The 16,669-nt window shown below is 67.1% G+C and carries 12 protein-coding genes; 10 read left to right on the top strand and 2 right to left on the bottom strand.

Annotation, left to right across the window (positions count from 1 at the left end):
* Positions 1–113 precede the first annotated feature (113 nt).
* From glgB to FHS96_RS08460, 10 genes are all read left to right on the top strand, one after another.
* Positions 114–2,267: a 1,4-alpha-glucan branching protein GlgB gene (gene glgB / locus FHS96_RS08505; RefSeq protein ID WP_429589219.1), complete on the top strand. Its 2,154-nt coding sequence runs from the start codon at positions 114–116 to the stop codon at positions 2,265–2,267.
* Positions 2,264–4,366 carry a glycogen debranching protein GlgX gene (gene glgX, locus FHS96_RS08500; RefSeq protein WP_429589215.1) on the top strand — a complete coding sequence of 701 codons (2,103 nt, stop codon included), beginning with the start codon at positions 2,264–2,266 and terminating at the stop codon, positions 4,364–4,366. Before glgB ends, glgX begins: the two co-directional genes overlap by 4 nt.
* Positions 4,363–6,078, top strand: a complete 1,716-nt coding sequence (treZ, locus tag FHS96_RS08495) for a malto-oligosyltrehalose trehalohydrolase (RefSeq protein WP_429589212.1) — start codon at positions 4,363–4,365, stop codon at positions 6,076–6,078. The genes glgX and treZ overlap by 4 nt, the downstream gene beginning before the upstream one ends.
* On the top strand, positions 6,078–8,012 hold the full coding sequence (gene malQ, locus FHS96_RS08490; protein ID WP_429589209.1) for a 4-alpha-glucanotransferase: 1,935 nt from the start codon (positions 6,078–6,080) through the stop codon (positions 8,010–8,012). The genes treZ and malQ overlap by 1 nt, the downstream gene beginning before the upstream one ends.
* The gene (treY, locus tag FHS96_RS08485; protein ID WP_429589206.1) at positions 8,009–10,444 is read left to right on the top strand and encodes a malto-oligosyltrehalose synthase; all 2,436 of its coding nucleotides are present in this window, start codon (positions 8,009–8,011) and stop codon (positions 10,442–10,444) included. Before malQ ends, treY begins: the two co-directional genes overlap by 4 nt.
* Before the next feature lie 137 nt (positions 10,445–10,581).
* The gene (locus tag FHS96_RS08480; RefSeq protein WP_429589203.1) at positions 10,582–10,857 is read left to right on the top strand and encodes an HU family DNA-binding protein; all 276 of its coding nucleotides are present in this window, start codon (positions 10,582–10,584) and stop codon (positions 10,855–10,857) included.
* Positions 10,858–11,119: 262 nt separating this feature from the next.
* A complete protein-coding gene (locus FHS96_RS08475; protein ID WP_429589200.1) occupies positions 11,120–12,010 on the top strand; it encodes a DMT family transporter in 891 nt (296 codons plus the stop codon).
* 151 nt (positions 12,011–12,161) lie between these two features.
* Complete coding sequence (locus FHS96_RS08470; protein WP_429589197.1) at positions 12,162–12,830, top strand: CGNR zinc finger domain-containing protein; 669 nt, start codon at positions 12,162–12,164, stop codon at positions 12,828–12,830.
* Positions 12,831–13,015: 185 nt separating this feature from the next.
* Positions 13,016–13,624 (top strand): alpha-ketoglutarate-dependent dioxygenase AlkB, encoded by a 609-nt coding sequence (locus FHS96_RS08465; RefSeq protein WP_429589194.1) that lies wholly within the window; start codon positions 13,016–13,018, stop codon positions 13,622–13,624.
* A gap of 18 nt (positions 13,625–13,642) precedes the next feature.
* Positions 13,643–14,170 (top strand): hypothetical protein, encoded by a 528-nt coding sequence (locus tag FHS96_RS08460; RefSeq protein ID WP_429589191.1) that lies wholly within the window; start codon positions 13,643–13,645, stop codon positions 14,168–14,170.
* A 231-nt stretch (positions 14,171–14,401) separates the two neighbouring features.
* Here FHS96_RS08460 and FHS96_RS08455 read toward each other — a convergent pair whose 3' ends face one another.
* Positions 14,402–15,691 carry a serine hydrolase domain-containing protein gene (locus FHS96_RS08455; RefSeq protein ID WP_429589188.1) on the bottom strand — a complete coding sequence of 430 codons (1,290 nt, stop codon included), beginning with the start codon at positions 15,689–15,691 and terminating at the stop codon, positions 14,402–14,404.
* 143 nt (positions 15,692–15,834) lie between these two features.
* On the bottom strand, positions 15,835–16,647 hold the full coding sequence (locus FHS96_RS08450) for a TauD/TfdA dioxygenase family protein (protein ID WP_429589185.1): 813 nt from the start codon (positions 16,645–16,647) through the stop codon (positions 15,835–15,837).
* Between the last annotated feature and the right edge of the window lie 22 nt (positions 16,648–16,669).

The following is a 16,669-nucleotide window of genomic DNA, read 5'->3' as shown; positions in this document are numbered from 1 at the left end:
TTGCCCGGCATGGAAGCGTTCCTGACGGCCTTTCGGTTCCATGAATTTCTGCGGCATGGACACTTTTCCTTGTTACGTCGTTCGGAGCGCGGTGATGGTGAAGGGGGACCGGGGTGAAGCAGGCCGCTAGGCGCGTATCGGAATGGCTGTCGGACCCGTTCGGCTATCTTGGTCGGCACGAGGATGTCGTCAGGACATTCCAGCCTGGCGCCATCGGCGTATGGCTGGTTACGGCCGGTGGCCGGTTGCGCATGCGCGAGACCTCAACCCGCGGATTGTTCGTGGGGCAGGCGCCTGCGGACGGCCCCTACAGCTTCCACATCGAATGGCCCGACGGCAGTGCCGATGCCGAGGATCCCTATCGCTTCCCGCCTCTGCTGGGCGAGTTGGACCTCCATCTGATGGGGGAGGGCGCGCATTGGGATCTGCCGCTGCGTCTCGGCGCCAATCCCTGTACGATCGACGGCGTCGAAGGCACTGGCTTCGCGGTCTGGGCGCCCAACGCGCAGGCGGTGAGCGTGATCGGCGACTTCACGGGCTGGAATGCGGACAAGCTGCCGATGCGGCTCCGCCATGGCGCCGGCGTGTGGGAATTGTTCGTGCCGGGCGTGAACCCGGGCGCGCGCTACAAATATGCCGTGACCGGTGCTGACGGGGTCCGGCGCGAAAAGGCCGACCCGCTGGCCCGCGCGACTGAACTGCCGCCCGCCACCGCCTCGATCGTCGCGCTGGAGCCGGACTTCGTCTGGAACGACGCGGCGTGGATGGCAGGGCGCGCCGCGCGACACCATGCCGGCGCGCCGATCTCGATCTACGAATTGCACGCCGGATCCTGGCGGCGGCCCTGGCACGGCGGCGAGCATGACTGGGATCAGATCGGCGACCAGCTGATCCCCTATCTCTCGGACCTGGGCTTCACTCATGTCGAACTGATGCCGATCATGGAGCATCCGTTCGGCGGATCCTGGGGCTATCAGCCGCTTTCGCAATTCGCGCCCTCCGCGCGTTACGGCAGCCCCGAACAGTTCGCGCGCTTCGTCGATCGCTGCCATGCTGCCGGTATCGGCGTGATCCTCGATTGGGTGCCGGCGCATTTTCCCACGGACGCACATGGCCTGGCGCATTTCGACGGGACCGCGCTGTACGAACATGCCGACCCGCGGGAGGGCTTCCATCCCGACTGGAACACAGCGATCTACAATCTCGGCCGCGCCGAAGTGGCGGGGATGCTGATCGCCTCGGCACTCTGGTGGCTGGAGCGCTTCCACGTTGACGGGCTCAGGGTCGATGCGGTCGCGTCGATGCTCTACCGGGACTATAGCCGCAAGGCGGGGGAATGGATCCCCAATCGCTATGGCGGTCGCGAGAATCTGGAATCGATCGCTTTCCTCCAGCGGATGAACCGTGTCGTTGCGGAACGCTGCCCGGGGGCGATCACCATCGCCGAGGAATCGACAGCTTTTCCTGGTGTAACGGCATCGCCCGACAGCGGCGGCCTCGGGTTCGCGTTCAAGTGGAACATGGGCTGGATGAACGACACGCTCCGCTACATGGAGCATGAGGCGGTTCACCGCCGCTGGCACCATGGCGACATGACCTTCGGGATGGTCTATGCCTTCACCGAGCGCTTCATATTGCCGCTCAGCCATGACGAAGTCGTTCACGGCAAGAAATCGCTGATCGGCAAGATGCCTGGCGACGACTGGCAGAAATTCGCCAACCTGCGCGCCTATTATGGCTTCATGTGGACGCATCCGGGCAAGAAGCTGCTGTTCATGGGGGACGAGACTGCGCAATGGCGCGAATGGAACCATGACGGCCAGATCGACTGGCAGGCGCTGGGTCGGCCTGACCATGCCGGGGTGCAGGCGCTGGTTCGCGACCTGAACGCGATCTACCTCGCCGAACCTGCGCTCCACGCATCGGATGCCGATGCGCGCGGCTTCGCCTGGCTCATCGGCGACGATGTCGACAACAGCGTCTTCGCCTTTCTCCGCAGCGATCCCGCAGGCGGTGCCGCGCCGCTGCTGGTCGTCGCCAACATGACGCCGGTGCCCCGCACCGGCTATCATGTCGGCGCGCCGCTGGCCGGTGAATGGCGGGAGATCATCAGCACCGATGCCGTCGGCTATGGCGGCAGCGGCCTTGGCAATGGCGGGGCGCTGTTCGCCAATGGCGCCGCTGGCCATGGTCAGGCACAATCGCTGTCGCTCACCTTGCCGCCGCTTTCAACCATCATCCTGCGTTACGAAGGATTTGCCGCTTGAGCCCTGTTCCCGTTCGATTGGAAAGCGGATCGCCCTATCCGCTGGGTGCGACCTTCGATGGTCTCGGAGTTAATTTCGCGGTCTTCTCGGCGCATGCCGAAAAGATCGAGCTGTGCCTTTTCGACGAGGCGGGGCGGCAGGAGATCGCCCGGTTCGAATTGCCGGAATGGACCGACGAGATCTGGCATGGCTATCTGCCCGATGCGCGGCCCGGCCTGCTCTACGGCTTCCGCGCCTATGGCCCTTATGAGCCCGAGGCCGGGCACCGCTTCAACCACAACAAGCTGCTGCTCGATCCCTATACCCGCAAGACCTTCGGCCGCATCCGCTGGAGCGACACGCTGCACGGCTATCGCGTCCATTCGCCCAAGGCCGATCTCAGCTTCGATCGGCGGGACAGTGCCGCGGCGATGCCCAAATCGGTGGTGGTGACCGACGCGTTCGACTGGGGCGACGATCGCCGGCCGAACGTGCCCTGGTCGGAAACGATCATCTATGAGGCGCACGTCAAGGGATTGACCCAGCTGATGGAAGGCGTGCCGCACCGCGAGCGCGGCACCTATCGCGCGCTCAGCCACCCCACCTTGATCGCCCATCTCCAGCGCATGGGCATCACGGCGGTGGAACTCCTGCCGATCCACGGCTTCGTGCAGGATCGCTTTCTGCAGGAAAAGGGGCTGACCAACTATTGGGGCTATAACAGCCTTGCCTTCTTCGCGCCCGAAGCGCGCTATCTGGGTGCGGGCGATGCCGACGATCTGCGGCTCGCGGTGCGCCGGCTGCACGCCGCCGGGATCGAGGTGATCCTCGACGTGGTCTACAACCACACCGCCGAGGGCAGCGAACTCGGCCAGACCATGTCGTTCCGCGGGCTCGACAACGCGACCTATTACCGGCTGCAGAAAGATAATCCGCGCTACTGCGTTAACGACACCGGTACCGGCAACACCTTCAATCTCGATCAGCCGCGGGTGCTGCAGATGGTGACGGACTCGCTGCGCCATTGGGCGGAATCCTACCGCATCGACGGTTTCCGCTTCGATCTGGGCGCGACATTGGGGCGCACCGGCGATGGCGGGTTCGATCCTGGCGCGTCGTTCTTCGATACGCTGCGGCAGGATCCGGTACTCGGCCGGATCAAGCTGATCTCCGAGCCCTGGGACATCGGGCCCGGCGGTTATCAGCTCGGCAACCATCCGCCCGGCTTCGCCGAGTGGAACGACAAGTTCCGCGATTCCACCCGCCGCTTCTGGCGCGGCGATGCCGGTGTCCGTCCCGAATTCGCTGCTAGGCTGTCGGGCTCGGGCGATCTGTTCGATCGGCGCGCGCGGCGGCCTTGGGCCAGCGTCAACTATGTGGCCAGCCATGACGGCCAGCCGCTGGCCGACATCACCAGCTACGAACAGCGCCATAACGAGGCCAATGGCGAGGATAATCGCGACGGCCACAGCGACAATCTCTCCTGCAACTGGGGCGCCGAGGGGCCGACCGACGATCCGGCGATCAAGGCGGTGCGCGCGCGCGTGCAGCGATCGATGCTGGTCACCGTGCTCTCCGCGCTCGGCACGCCGATGCTGCTCGCAGGTGATGAGTTCGGACGCACCCAGAAGGGCAATAACAATGCCTATTGCCAGGACAATGAGATCAGCTGGCTCGACTGGGCGGCAGCGGCGGAGCCCGAGGGGCAGACCCTCATCCACTTCGTCCGCCGGCTGATCCTGATCCGCAAGCATTACCCGCTCGTCCGCTCCGGCGCCTTCCTCTACGGTGAGGAGATCGCACCGGGCCTGCGCAACATCGACTGGTTCGATGAACGCGGCCTCAACCTCTCGCCCGAGGACTGGCAGAACCCCGAAGGCAAGGCACTGGCAATGCGCCGTGCGCGGATCGTGGGGGACAACTATTTCGAGGCGATCAACCTGCTGATGAACGGATCCCAGGTGCCGCTGGAGTTCCAGCTTCCCGAGCCGCACGATTATCGCCGGCTGCTGGTGGACAGTTCGGATCCGAGCATCGGTGAGCGCGAACTGACCGAAACGGCGATCACCGTGCAGGATCGTTCCGCGCTGCTGATCTACGCGACCGGTCCGGTCGAATGAGCTGGGGAGCGACGCTGATCGCGGCGGAGCGCACGCGCTTCCGCCTGTGGGCTCCTGCGCTCGATGCGCTGGTCGTTGAAATCGAAGGGCAGGACGCGGTTGCGATGGCGCCGGCCGGCGACGGCTGGTTCGAGGCGGAGGCGCCATGCGGCGCCGGCGCGCGCTATCGCTTCCGCCTGCCGGACGGGATGGCGGTGCCCGACCCGGCATCGCGTGCGCAGCAGCAGGATGTGCATGGCTGGAGCCTCGTCGTCGATCCTGAGGCCTATGCTTGGCGCGAGACGGCGTGGCGCGGCCGCCCGTGGCGCGAAACGGTGATCCAGGAATGCCATGCCGGCGTCGACGGCGGTTTCTTAGGCCTGATCGACCGGCTGCCGGAGATCGCCGCCACCGGCTTCACCGCGATCGAACTGATGCCGGTCGCGGCGTTCGGCGGAACCCGCAATTGGGGCTATGATGGCGTGCTGCCCTATGCGCCCGCCGCCGCCTATGGCAGCCCTGACGATCTGCGCCGGCTTGTCGATGCTGCCCATGCGCACGGGCTGATGATCTTCCTCGACGTCGTCTATAATCATTTCGGGCCGGACGGGAATTATCTCTCCGCCTATGCGCCCGATTTCTTCCGGCAGGATATCTCGACGCCCTGGGGCGGCGCGATCGACTTCGGCAAGGAACCGGTCGCGCGCTTCTTCATCGACAATGCGCTTTATTGGCTGCGCGACTTCCGCTTCGACGGGCTGCGCTTCGATGCGGTCCATGCGATCGGCGACACCGGCTTCCTGCGTCGCCTCGCCGCCGAGATCCGCGCGGCGATCCCCGATCGCCAAATCCACCTCGTGCTCGAGAACGAGCATAATGACGCGCCCTTGCTCGAGGCAACCTACGACGCGCAGTGGAACGATGATTTCCACAACGTCATGCACGTGCTGCTGACCGACGAGGCGCATGGCTATTATCGCGACTTCGCCGAGGAGCCGACCGCCAAGCTGGTTCGCTGCCTTTCCGAAGGCTTCATCTATCAGGGGCAGGGATCGCCCAACCAGAAGGGCAAGCCGCGCGGCTCGTCCAGCGGGCATCTGCCGCCCTTCCGCTTCGTGAGCTTCCTGCAGAACCATGACCAGATCGGCAACCGCGCAATGGGCGAGCGGCTGACCGTGCTGACCGAACCCGACCGGCTGCGTGCGGCCACCGGGTTGCTGCTGCTCTGCCCGCAGATCCCGCTGACCTTTGCCGGCGACGAGACCGGATCGACATCGCCCTTCCTCTTTTTCACCGACTTCCGCGATGATCTCGCCGATGCGGTGCGCGAAGGGCGGCGCGGCGAATTCTCTAACTTCCCCGGCTTCACCGACCCCGAACTGCGCGAGCGCATCCCCGATCCCAACGCATCCGCCACCTTTGCCGCCTCGCGCCCGCAACCGGGCGCGGATGCCGCGAACTGGCGGGCGCTCTACGCCGAGCTGCTTGCGTTGCGCCGCGCGCATATCGTCCCCGGCCTCGAAGACGCCCGCGCGCTCGGTGCCGAAGCGATCGGCGACAAAGCGGTGGTCGCGCGCTGGCAATTCCCCGAGGGCGTGCTGACATTGGCGATCAACCTGGGCGATCGTCCCGCCGCGTTTGCCGCGCCTGAAGCGCCGCCGCTGAGCGTCATCGGCGCAGGGCTTTCCGGTGCCGGAATCGCGCCGGCGAGCTTCGCTGCCTGGCTCGTCTGATGAGCGACGCGAAAATCGCCGCGCTCGCCGAGGCCGCGGGCATCCTGATCGACTGGGAGGATGCCGGTGGCGTAGCACAGCGCGTTACGGTTGAGACGTTGCGCCTCGTTCTCACCGGGTTGGGCCTTCCCTGCGACAGCGATGCGCAATGCGCCGAAAGCATGGCATGGCTGCGCGAAGCCGAGGCCTCGCCGTGTCGCATCATCGACGCCGGCGAACGGATCGAGGGGCTGAATGGGCGCGGCAAGCTGATCCTCGAAGATGGCGGCGAACGCGATGTCGATCTCGATGCCGCACCGATGGTCACCGCGACCGGATATCACCGGCTGGAATGGGATGGCGGCGAACTGGCGATCATCGTCGCGCCGCGCGCCGGCCATGGTCTTGCGCCCGGTAGCCGCGCATGGGGCGTCGGCGCGCAGATCTATGCGCTGCGCGACGGCAACCCGTTCGGCGACTTCGCCACCCTGACCGAATTCACGCGCAGCGCGGCACGCGCTGGTGCCGATGCGGTGATGCTGAGCCCGGTGCACGCGCTCTTCACCTCAGATCCCAGCCGCTACAGCCCCTATTCGCCCTCGACGCGCCAATTCCTCAACCCATGGTTCGCCACGGCGGGCGAGGGCTGGGGCGGCGATCTGCCGGCCGGCCCGTTGATCGATTGGACCCCGGCGGTCGCGGCCAAATTGCTTGCGCTGCGGCAGGCCTATGCCGAGCACGGCGTCGACCCCGCTTTCCATGCCTATGCCGCGGCTGCCGATCCGGCGTTGATTGGCCATGCCCGTTTCGAGGCGCTCCATGCGCATTTCCTCGGTCTTCATGGCGCGCGCGGCTGGCAGGACTGGCCCGAACCCTATCGCCGCCCCGGTTCGCCCGCGGTCGACGCCTTTGCCGAGACCCGCGCGGAGGACGTTCGCTTTCACCTCTTCCTGCAGTGGCTCGCCGATCGCTCGCTGGCCGAAGCCGCCGATGCTGCCGGCGATATGCGGATCGGCCTCGTCGCCGATCTTGCGGTCGGGCTTGATCCGGGCGGCAGCCATGCGTGGAGCCGTGGCGAGGAACTGATGCTGGGTATCGGCATCGGCGCGCCGCCCGATGCCTTCCAGGCGGCCGGGCAAAATTGGGGTATCACCAGCTTCTCCCCCTTCGCGCTCAAGCGGCTGGGCTACCAACCCTTCATCGATCTGCTGCGCGGGACGATGCGTCACATGGGCGGACTGCGCATCGATCATGCGCTGGGGCTGCGCCGCCTGTGGGTGGTGCCCACCGGCGCCAGCCCGCTCGATGGTGCCTATCTGCGCTTCCCCGAGCAGGATCTGCTGCGGCTGATCGCGCTGGAATCGCAGCGTAACCAGGCCATGGTGATCGGCGAGGACCTCGGCGTCGTGCCGCCGGGCTTTCGCGACATGATCGCAGAGCGCGGCCTGCTCGGCATGCGCGTGCTGCCGTTCGAACGCGACGGCAAGGGCCGCTTCACCGCTTCCTCGAGCTGGGATGCCGATGCGGTGGCGATGACGAGCACGCATGATCTGCCGCCGATCGCCGGCTGGTGGCGCGAGCGTGACATCGACTGGCGCGCGCAACTCGGCGCAGCGGGCGATCGCAATGCCGAGCGCGAGGACCGCGCTCGCGACCGCGCCGATCTGTGGCGCGCCTGCGTCGAGGCGGGGGCGGGGGAGGGCGCCGAGCCCGCTGCCGACGAACCTGCCCGCGCAGTCGATGCTGCCATCGCCTTCGCCGCCGCCGCGCCAAGCGCGGTGCTGGTGGTCCCGGTCGAGGATGTGTTCGGGCTGGACGAGGCGCCCAACCTGCCCGGAACGGTCGACGAGCATCCTAACTGGCGCCGCCGGCTGCCGGCTGACGCCGATACCCTGTTCGCGCAGCCCGACGTGGCCGCGCGCATCGCCACGATCCGCACTGCGAGACCCGAATGATCCCGAGCGCGACCTATCGCATCCAGTTCCACAAGGACTTCCCGTTCGCCGCTGCCGCCGACTTGGCGGACTATCTCGCGGATCTGGGCATCAGCCATCTCTACGCCTCGCCGATCGGCACTGCCCGCGCGGGCTCGACCCATGGCTATGACGTGGTCGATCCCACCGCGATCAATCCCGAACTCGGTGGCGAGGACGGTTTCCGCGCGCTCGCGGCGACGTTGCGCGCGCGCGGCATCGGTATCATCCTCGATATCGTGCCCAACCATATGGCGGTCGGCGGTGCCGACAATCGCTGGTGGCTGGACGTGCTCGAACAGGGGCCGGCGAGCGCCTATGCACGCTTCTTCGACATCGACTGGGAGCCGCCGGGCAAGCTGCTCGCGCCATTCCTAGGTGTCCCTTATGGGCAAGCCCTCACCAGCGGCGCGCTTGCGCTCGACTCCGCCGGCGCCGCGGTGATCGCGCACGACGCTCACCGTTTTCCGCTTCGCCCCGAGGACCAGCTTGCGCTGCGCGGCGAGGAGGAACGCGGCACGCTTTATGACGGCCGCACCGCCGAAGGCGCCAACCGCCTCCATGCGTTGCTCGAGCGCCAGCATTATCGCCTCGCCTGGTGGCGTACCGCTGCCGACGAGATCAACTGGCGCCGCTTCTTCGACATCACCGAACTCGCCGGCCTGCGGGTGGAGGATGAGGCGGTGTTCGAGGCCGTCCACGCGCTGCCCCTGCGCCTTTATGCCGAGGGGCTGATCGATGGCGTCCGCGTCGACCATGTCGATGGCCTCGCCGATCCCGGCGCTTATTGTCGCCGCCTGCGCGCCGCGCTTGATGCGGCGCGGCCCGAGCCCGGCTATTTCGTTGTCGAGAAAATCCTCGGCACGCACGAGGCGCTGCCCGCCGATTGGGCGACCGACGGCACCAGCGGCTACGACTTCATGGACCAGGTCTCGGCGCTGCTGCACGCGCCCGCCGCAGAGGTGCCGCTGGCGACGCACTGGGCCGCGCTAAGCGAGCGTTCCGCGGACTTCGCCGAGGAGGAGCATCAGGCGCGCCACGAGATCCTCGAACGCACATTTCCGGGGCAGTTGAACGCGGCGGTGGCGGCGTTTCACGGGATCGCCCGCGCCGACCCGGCGACGCGCGACGTCACCGCGGGGATGATCCGCCGAGCGATGACCGGCCTGCTCGTCCATTTCCCTGCCTATCGCGCCTATGGCCAGAAGGATCGGCTGGCACGCGTCGCCGCTGCGGCGCGTGCCGATGCGGCGCCGGGCGAGGGCGCCATGGTCGACCAGCTCATCGGCTGGATGACGGCCGGCACGCCGCAGGCCGCCGACGCGCTGCGCCGCTTCGAACAGCTCAGCGCGCCCCTCGCCGCCAAGGCGGTGGAGGATACCGCCTTCTATCGCTACGGCCGGCTGCTCTCGCGCAACGATGTCGGCTTTCACGCCGCGCGGCTGTCGCTGGAGCCTGCCGATTTCCTCGCAGACGCCGCTGCGCGCCAGCGCCACTTTCCCGCGGCGATGCTGACCACCGCCACGCATGATCACAAACGCGGGGAGGATGTCCGCGCCCGTCTTGCCGTGATCAGCGAGCGGCCCGAGGCATGGATCGCCGCCGCGTCGGACTGGCTCCGCCACCCGCTCGCCGCCGAGATCGACCCTGCCGACGCGTACCAGATTCTCCAGACCATCGTCGGCGCCTGGCCGCTCGACGGCGGGCAACTTGGCGATTTCGGCCCGCGCGTTTCCGCCTGGTCGATGAAGGCGCTGCGCGAGGCCAAGCTGCGTTCGTCATGGACCGCGCCCGACGAGCCCTATGAGGCCGCCTGCGCCAGCTTCATCACCGGCCTGCTTGCCGATCCTGCGCTCAGCGCCGACCTCGCCGGCTTCGTCGAACGGATCGCGCCGGCGGGCGCGCTCAATGGCATCGTCCAGGCGGTCCTGCGCTGCACGGTGCCGGGCGTGCCGGATTGCTATCAGGGCACCGATCTTTGGGATTTCAGCCTCGTCGATCCCGACAATCGCCGCCCGGTCGACTATGATACTCGGCAACTCGTTGCCTCCTTCGCGGATATGCCCGCGCATCTCGCGGACTGGCGCAGTGGCCGCGCCAAGCAGGCGGTGATCGCGCACCTGCTGAACCTGCGCCGCAGCAACCCGGCGCTGTTCACCACCGGCGCGCTCGAACCCGTGTCGGTCACCGGCGAGCGGGCCGACCATGTGCTGGCTTTTGCCCGTAGCGATGGCGCGGCGCGTCTGCTGGTCGCCGTGCCGATCCGCTGCGCGACTGCGGTGCGCGCAGAACCCGCGCTTGCGATCGACCCCGAATGGTGGGGCGATACCGCGATCGAGGCGGGTGGGGAGTCGCTACCGGTGCGTGCACTGTTCGCCGAAACGCCCTTCGCCATCCGCGCCACGGGTTTCTGACCCGCCGGCGGGCCGTCCATCACCGCAAAATGCAGGAATTTCGGCGCTATATGGCCGCTTTTAGGCGCTCCCAAGCTGGACATCGCAGCCCGACGAACCTAGAGCGCCCGCCTCGATACTAAGGAGGATCTAACATCATGAACAATGCCGATCTCGCCGAGCGCCTTGCCGCGGACCACGGCCTGACCAAGGCTGATGCCCGCAAGTATGTTGATGGCGTCCTCGCCACCATCGTCGATGCGGCTGCCGCTGGCCAGGAAGTCTCGCTGAACGGCTTCGGCAAGTTCAAGCTCAAGGAAACCGCCGCCCGTGAAGGCCGCAACCCGGCGACCGGCGCGACGATCCAGATCGCGGCCGCCAAGAAGCTGACCTTCGCCCCCGCCAAGGCGGTCAAGGACAAGCTGAACGGCTGATGCGCCGTGCGCCGTGCCGCCCCCCGCGGCCGGCGCGCACGCTCCCCGTCGCCGTGCCGGACCGGATCCGGCATGGCGGCGCAAGGGGAAGGCCCCGCGCGGCCCGCCTTCCCGACGATCGTCCGCCCGCTGGCGGACCTGCCGCGATCCCCATGATTGCCCCCGTTATATGCCGCAAGCGCCGTTCGCCCCGAGCGAAGTCGAAGGACGAGCCACTCGAAGGCGTATTCCGAACATCCCCGATCCGCCCTACAGCGCTCATATGCCTCGCCAGATCGCTGCCTTCGCGCTCATGTCCTTGATCTGGGGGCTTACCTGGGCCGCCATCAAGATCGGCCTCACTGTCCTCCCGCCGGTCCTTCTTGCGGCGCTGCGCTATCTCGCCACCACCGCGCTGCTGCTCCCCATCGTCGGCCCTCGGACCGGCGCCTTCACGCCGGACAAGCGCTGGCGCACCGTGGCGTCGGCCATCCTCATCAACGTCGGCACGTACCCGCTGATGTTCTGGGGCATGCAGTCCGTCTCCTCGGGGCTCGCCGGCCTCGTCAACCTCGCGCTCATCCCGGTGCTGCTGTTCGGGCTCGCCGCGCTGACGGGAGAGGAGCGAGCAGGGTGGCGGCATGCGCTGGCGCTGGGCATCGGCTGCGTCGGGCTGGTCGGCCTGTTCTGGACGCGACTGACCGAGGGCAGCGGCGGCAGCGCGCTCGGGCTCGGCGCGATCGTCGTCGGCACCGCCTGCTATTGCCTCGGCAGCATCGTCGCGCGGCCGCTGGTCGGCCAGGTCTCACCACTGCGCCTCACCTTGGCGCAGGCGGCGCTGGGCGGCGTGGTGCTGCTTGCGCTGTCCTTTGCGATCGAGCCGCTGTCGGGCGCGACCTGGGCGGCGCTTGCATCGCCGCAGGCGATCGGCAGCGTGCTGTTCCTGTCTTTGGCGGGCACGGTGATCGGCTTCAGCGTCTATCTGATGCTGATGCGCGAATGGGGCACCGCACGCGCCGGGCTCTACGCCTTCGTCTCGCCGATCGTCGCGCTGATCTCGGGCTTCATCATGTTCGGCGAGCATATCGGCCTCGCCGAGATCGGCGGTTCCGCGCTCATGCTGATTGCCGCCGCCATCGCGATGCGCCGCCGCAAGGCACCGGCCTCCGCCTGAAGTCCGCTTCATCCGCGCAGATCGGCGGAAGATGTGTCGAGATTGGGCAGACCGGATCGTCCGAGGGGTTGAAAAAGCTGCGTACTGCGCCGAAACAACCGCATTGCGTCGCCGGAGGGAGCCCTATGGCGTTTGATCCGTTGCAGTCTTTGTGATCGACCGACTTGCACTCCCCGATCGCGTGGCCGGCGACATCGCGCTCGATCTGGCCAACACGATCAACCGGCGCGGTACGTCGTGCGCGGTCGATCATCTTGCCGACGCCGATGCAATCCTGCGCTGGGCAGAGGATGCAGGCGTCGTCGATCCGGGCTTCACGGTGGCGCCGCTCAAGCGCCAGGCGCTGCTCGCCACCGTCCACCGCCTGCGCGGCGCGGTGATCAGTGCCGGCACCGCCATCGCCGACGGCAACCCGCCACCCGCCCCGGCGCTCGACGCCATCCGTGAGATCGCTGCGCGCAGCCTCACCGGCGCCACGCTGGAGGGCTCCCCCCCGCGCCTCGGCTTCATCGGTGCCGACCGGCTGCTCGGCCCGCTCGCCTGGGCCGCGCTCGACCTGCTGCGGGGCGCCGAGCTCGACCGGCTCAAGCGCTGCGAGGCGGAGGACTGTCGCTGGCTGTTCCTCGACCGCAGCCGCAATGGATCCCGCCGCTGGTGCGATACCGCCACCTGCGGCACGCCCGAGACCGAACGCGCCCACACGGGCGAGGCCGCCGCCCCATCAGCCCCCGAACCAAACGAACCGGCCCTTCAGGACCGCGCCCCCGGCACGAGCCGCTGGCAACCCCGTTGGAACCGCGCCACCCGCACGCGGCGGTGAAGAAGAGCCCCCTTCCACTTGCCTGAAGCCTTCTCCCGCGCTTCGCGGGAGAGGGTTTGGGTGGGGGCGCGAGCAAAGCGAGCGTTCTTCAGCGCCGAAGCGTCGGCAGTCGCGATGCATCCAGAAGGGCGCGTGCAGCACCGCAGCAGATTGAACCCCGCGCACGCGTGTTCCATATATGTTCGATGCCCCGCGTCGCCCCCGCACTCCCCGACCTCTTCGACACCCCCATCATCCCGGGCCTTACCACCCACGCCGCCTTCCTCACTCCATCCGAGGAATGCGCCCTTATCCGTGCGATCGACGCCACCGGCCTCACCCCGTTCCGCTTCCAGCAATGGACCGGCAAGCGCCTGACCCGCAGCTACGGCCCCTCCTACGACTTCCAGACCGGTCGCCTCACCACCTCCGACCCGATCCCGGACTGGCTCCGCCCAATCGCCGACCGCGCCGCCGACACCTGCGGCCTGCCGCGCGCATCGATCGAGCAGGCGCTGCTGATCCGCTACGACCCCGGCGCCGGCATCGGCTGGCACAAGGACCGCCCGGCCTATGAGCACGTCATCGGCCTCTCCCTCGGCGCCCCCGCCACGATGCGCTTCCGCCGGCGGGAGGGGGAGGGCTGGCAGCGCCGGACGATGGAACTGGAACCGCGGGGACTCTACCATCTTGCCGGGGAGGCACGGCATGGCTGGGAGCACAGCATCGCGGGGGTGGGGGAGACGCGGTGGGCGGTGACGTTGCGGAGCTTGGGGCGAGAACTCACAAGTCGCGAGTGGGCAATGGCTGGTTGACCCCATGAAGACGGTGTTATGCTGGAACCAATGCTTTCCCTTGATGATCCCCGTTGGAGCGACCTGCAACACGCCTACGGTAAGGCTGATGATGTGCCTGGGCTTCTGCGTATGCTCGCTTCGTCAACCGGACCAACAGCGGACTATCGGGACGAGCCGTGGTTCAGTCTCTGGTCAAGCTTGTGTCATCAAGGAAACGCGTACACCGCGTCTTATACTGCCGTTCCCCACATCGTGTGGATCGCGAGCCAAGCGAAAGCGCCGGTGCATTTCTCGTTCTTCCAATTGCCAGCGGCCATAGAAGTGGCTCGTCAGACTGGGCGTGGCCCCGACATGCCCGAGGCTTATGCTGACGATTATCATTCTGCGATCAAGCAATTGATGGAGAATGTAAGCCTTCATCGCAATGAAGCCTGGGATCAGTCGATGCTCCTGTCAGCGGCGGCGGCGCAAGCTGCTGCCAAGGGGCATATCGACGTTGCAGAAGCTATGCTGAACCTGGACGCCGACTGGATCACCAAGATCAATAATTGCGAGTTTGATTGAGCATTCCCTGTGGGCGAAGTTTCGTAGCGGAGAGAGGCGGCGAGTTCGGACCGGATGAATTGGGCAAAGCTCTTCCCGCGAGGAGGCGCGCTGCCAGACGCCTTCCATCGACCTGTAATGGCGTCCCTGACGGGCAGCGGCGCAGGGAGAGGTCAGCGAAATTCACTGTAACTTTTGTCACTTTCGCCCGGTTCGGCGGGTTGCCGGAATGCGCGCAGCTTTCTCCCGATACTACTCCCGCCTCATCACCCCCACCGCCGCTGCATTCACCAACCCCCGCAACTCATACGTCCGCTTCGCCATAGGCCCAGGCGTCAGCATGTTGGTCATCAGGATCGCGACCAGCTTGTGCTCCGGGTCGGCGAAGAAATAGGTGTTGCCGGATCCGGCCCAGCTTCCCGCGCCCTTGGGCAGGCCGCCTTTCGCCTCCGTTTCGGCGTCGCCCAGCGCGAGGCCGTAGCCGAACATGCTGTCCTCCTCGGGCGCGCCGCCGGTGCGCAGGCGGGGGGTGAACATCGTGTCGACCGTCTCGGGCCTGAGCAGGCGGCGGCCGTGCCAGGTGCCGCGGTTGGCGAGCATCTCGGCGAAGTGGCGATAATCCTCGATCGTGCCGGCGAGGCCGCCGCCGGCGTCGCGCAGGCGGCTGGGGTCGCGATATTCGGAGGTGGCGGCGTTTTCCTGCAGCTTGAGGCCGGTGGGCGTGGCGAGGGTGTTGGCGACCAGACGGGCCACGCGGGCATCGTCGACCACGAAGCGGGTGTCGCGCATCTCCAGCGGATCGAAGATGCGGCGCTGGTAGAAGGCGTTCAGCGTCTTGCCGGACACGCGCTCGATCACCGCGCCCAGCACCGTCGTCGAGAAGCCGTAGCTGAAGCGCTCGCCCGGCTGGTGGAGCAGCGGCGCCTTGCCCAGCCGCGCGACCAGCTCGGCGAGGGTGGCGGCGGGTGGCGCCTGATCGCGGCCGCTCGCCGCCGCGGTCGCGCGGGCAACGCCATGGCGGCGATAATAGCGCTGCACCGGCGTGTCGCCCATGAACTCATAGGTGATGCCGGAGGCGTGAAGCAGCAGGTCCTCGATCGTCACCGCGCGCGTGGCGGGCACGGTGGGCACCGGATCGGCGTCCGGCGCGGCGGCGGCCGCCGCGGCGTTGTAGACGCGCAGGTCGGCGAGTTCGGGGAGATATTTGCCGACCGGATCCTTGAGGCTCAGCCGCCCTTCCTCCGCCAGCATCATGATCGCGACCGAGGTGATCGGCTTGGTCATCGAATAGAGGCGGAAGATCGCATCCTCGGGGAGCGGGGCCTTGGTCGCGATGTCGCTGTAGCCGAGGCGGAAGGCGGCGAGGGGCTTGCCGTTTTGGGTGATGAGGATCTGTGCGTTGGGGATTTCGCCGGCGTTCACCATGGCGGTGAGGCGGGTACGGAGGGTGGCGATGGCGTCGGTCTTCGGCCTTTCGCCTTCAGCAGTGGGCCGATCGGATGCTTCGGCGCCGAAGAACGCTCGCTGCGCTCGCGCCCTCACCCAACCCTCTCCCGCGAAGTGCGGGAGAGGGCTTTGAGCACGTGCTGGAGTGGGATGCACCGGGGTTTCGGGTGCGGGCGCGCCGCTGATAAGCACCGGCGCCGCCAGTCCCAACGCCGCGACGATCCGTCCGTGCCCCACCTTCAAAACGGCTTGTCGCCCGCCACTGTCACCCGGAACCCCGATCGTGTATCTGGAAAATAATCCCACACCGCGAAATGCTGGGTGCAGCGATTGTCCCAGAAGGCCACCGAATTCTTCTGCCAGCGGAAGCGCACTTGGAAGTTGGCGTTGTTGGTGTGCTTGAACAGGAATTGCAGCACCGCGTCGCTCTCATCCTTGCCCAGCTCGTTGATGCGCGTGGTGTAGGATGAGTTGACGAACAGCAGCTTGCGGCCGGTCACCGGGTGGGTCCGGATCACCGGGTGGCTGTTGATGTTGTACTTCTTGGTCGAGTCCGGGAAGATCGCCTTGTAGACATGATCGCCGTCATGCACCGCGGTCAGCGGATCGAGGAAGGCCTTCATCGCGGGCGAGAGCGCGTCATAGGCGGCATACATGCTGGCGAACAAAGTATCGCCGCCATGATCGGGCAGAGTGTGCATGTAGAGGATGCTGCCCATCGGCGGTTCGGGATCGCAGCTCAGGTCCGAATGCCATTTCTCGCCGGCCACGAACTTGCTGGTCTCGTCCGCGTGGATCACCACCACCTCGGGATGCTCCTCCAGACCCGCCACGCCCGAATGGATGTGGAGGTCGCCAAAGGCGCGGCCGAACGCCTTGTGGGCGTCGTGGGTGAGGTTCTGGTCGCGGAAGAACACCACCTGGTGCTTCATCAGCGCGTCGTGGATCTCGCTGAACGCCTGGTTGCCGAGCGGCTGGCTGAGATCGACGCCGAAGATCTCGGCGCCGATGCGCTTCGTCATCGGGCGGACGTCGATCAGGTCATGGGCCATCGCGATAATCCTTCATGGGCAG

This window comes from Sphingomonas zeicaulis (assembly GCF_050433225.1).
Taxonomy (GTDB): domain Bacteria; phylum Pseudomonadota; class Alphaproteobacteria; order Sphingomonadales; family Sphingomonadaceae; genus Sphingomonas_D; species Sphingomonas_D zeicaulis.
Note: the sequence above shows the minus strand (reverse complement) of the source record. Positions and strands in the feature narration are given on the sequence as shown.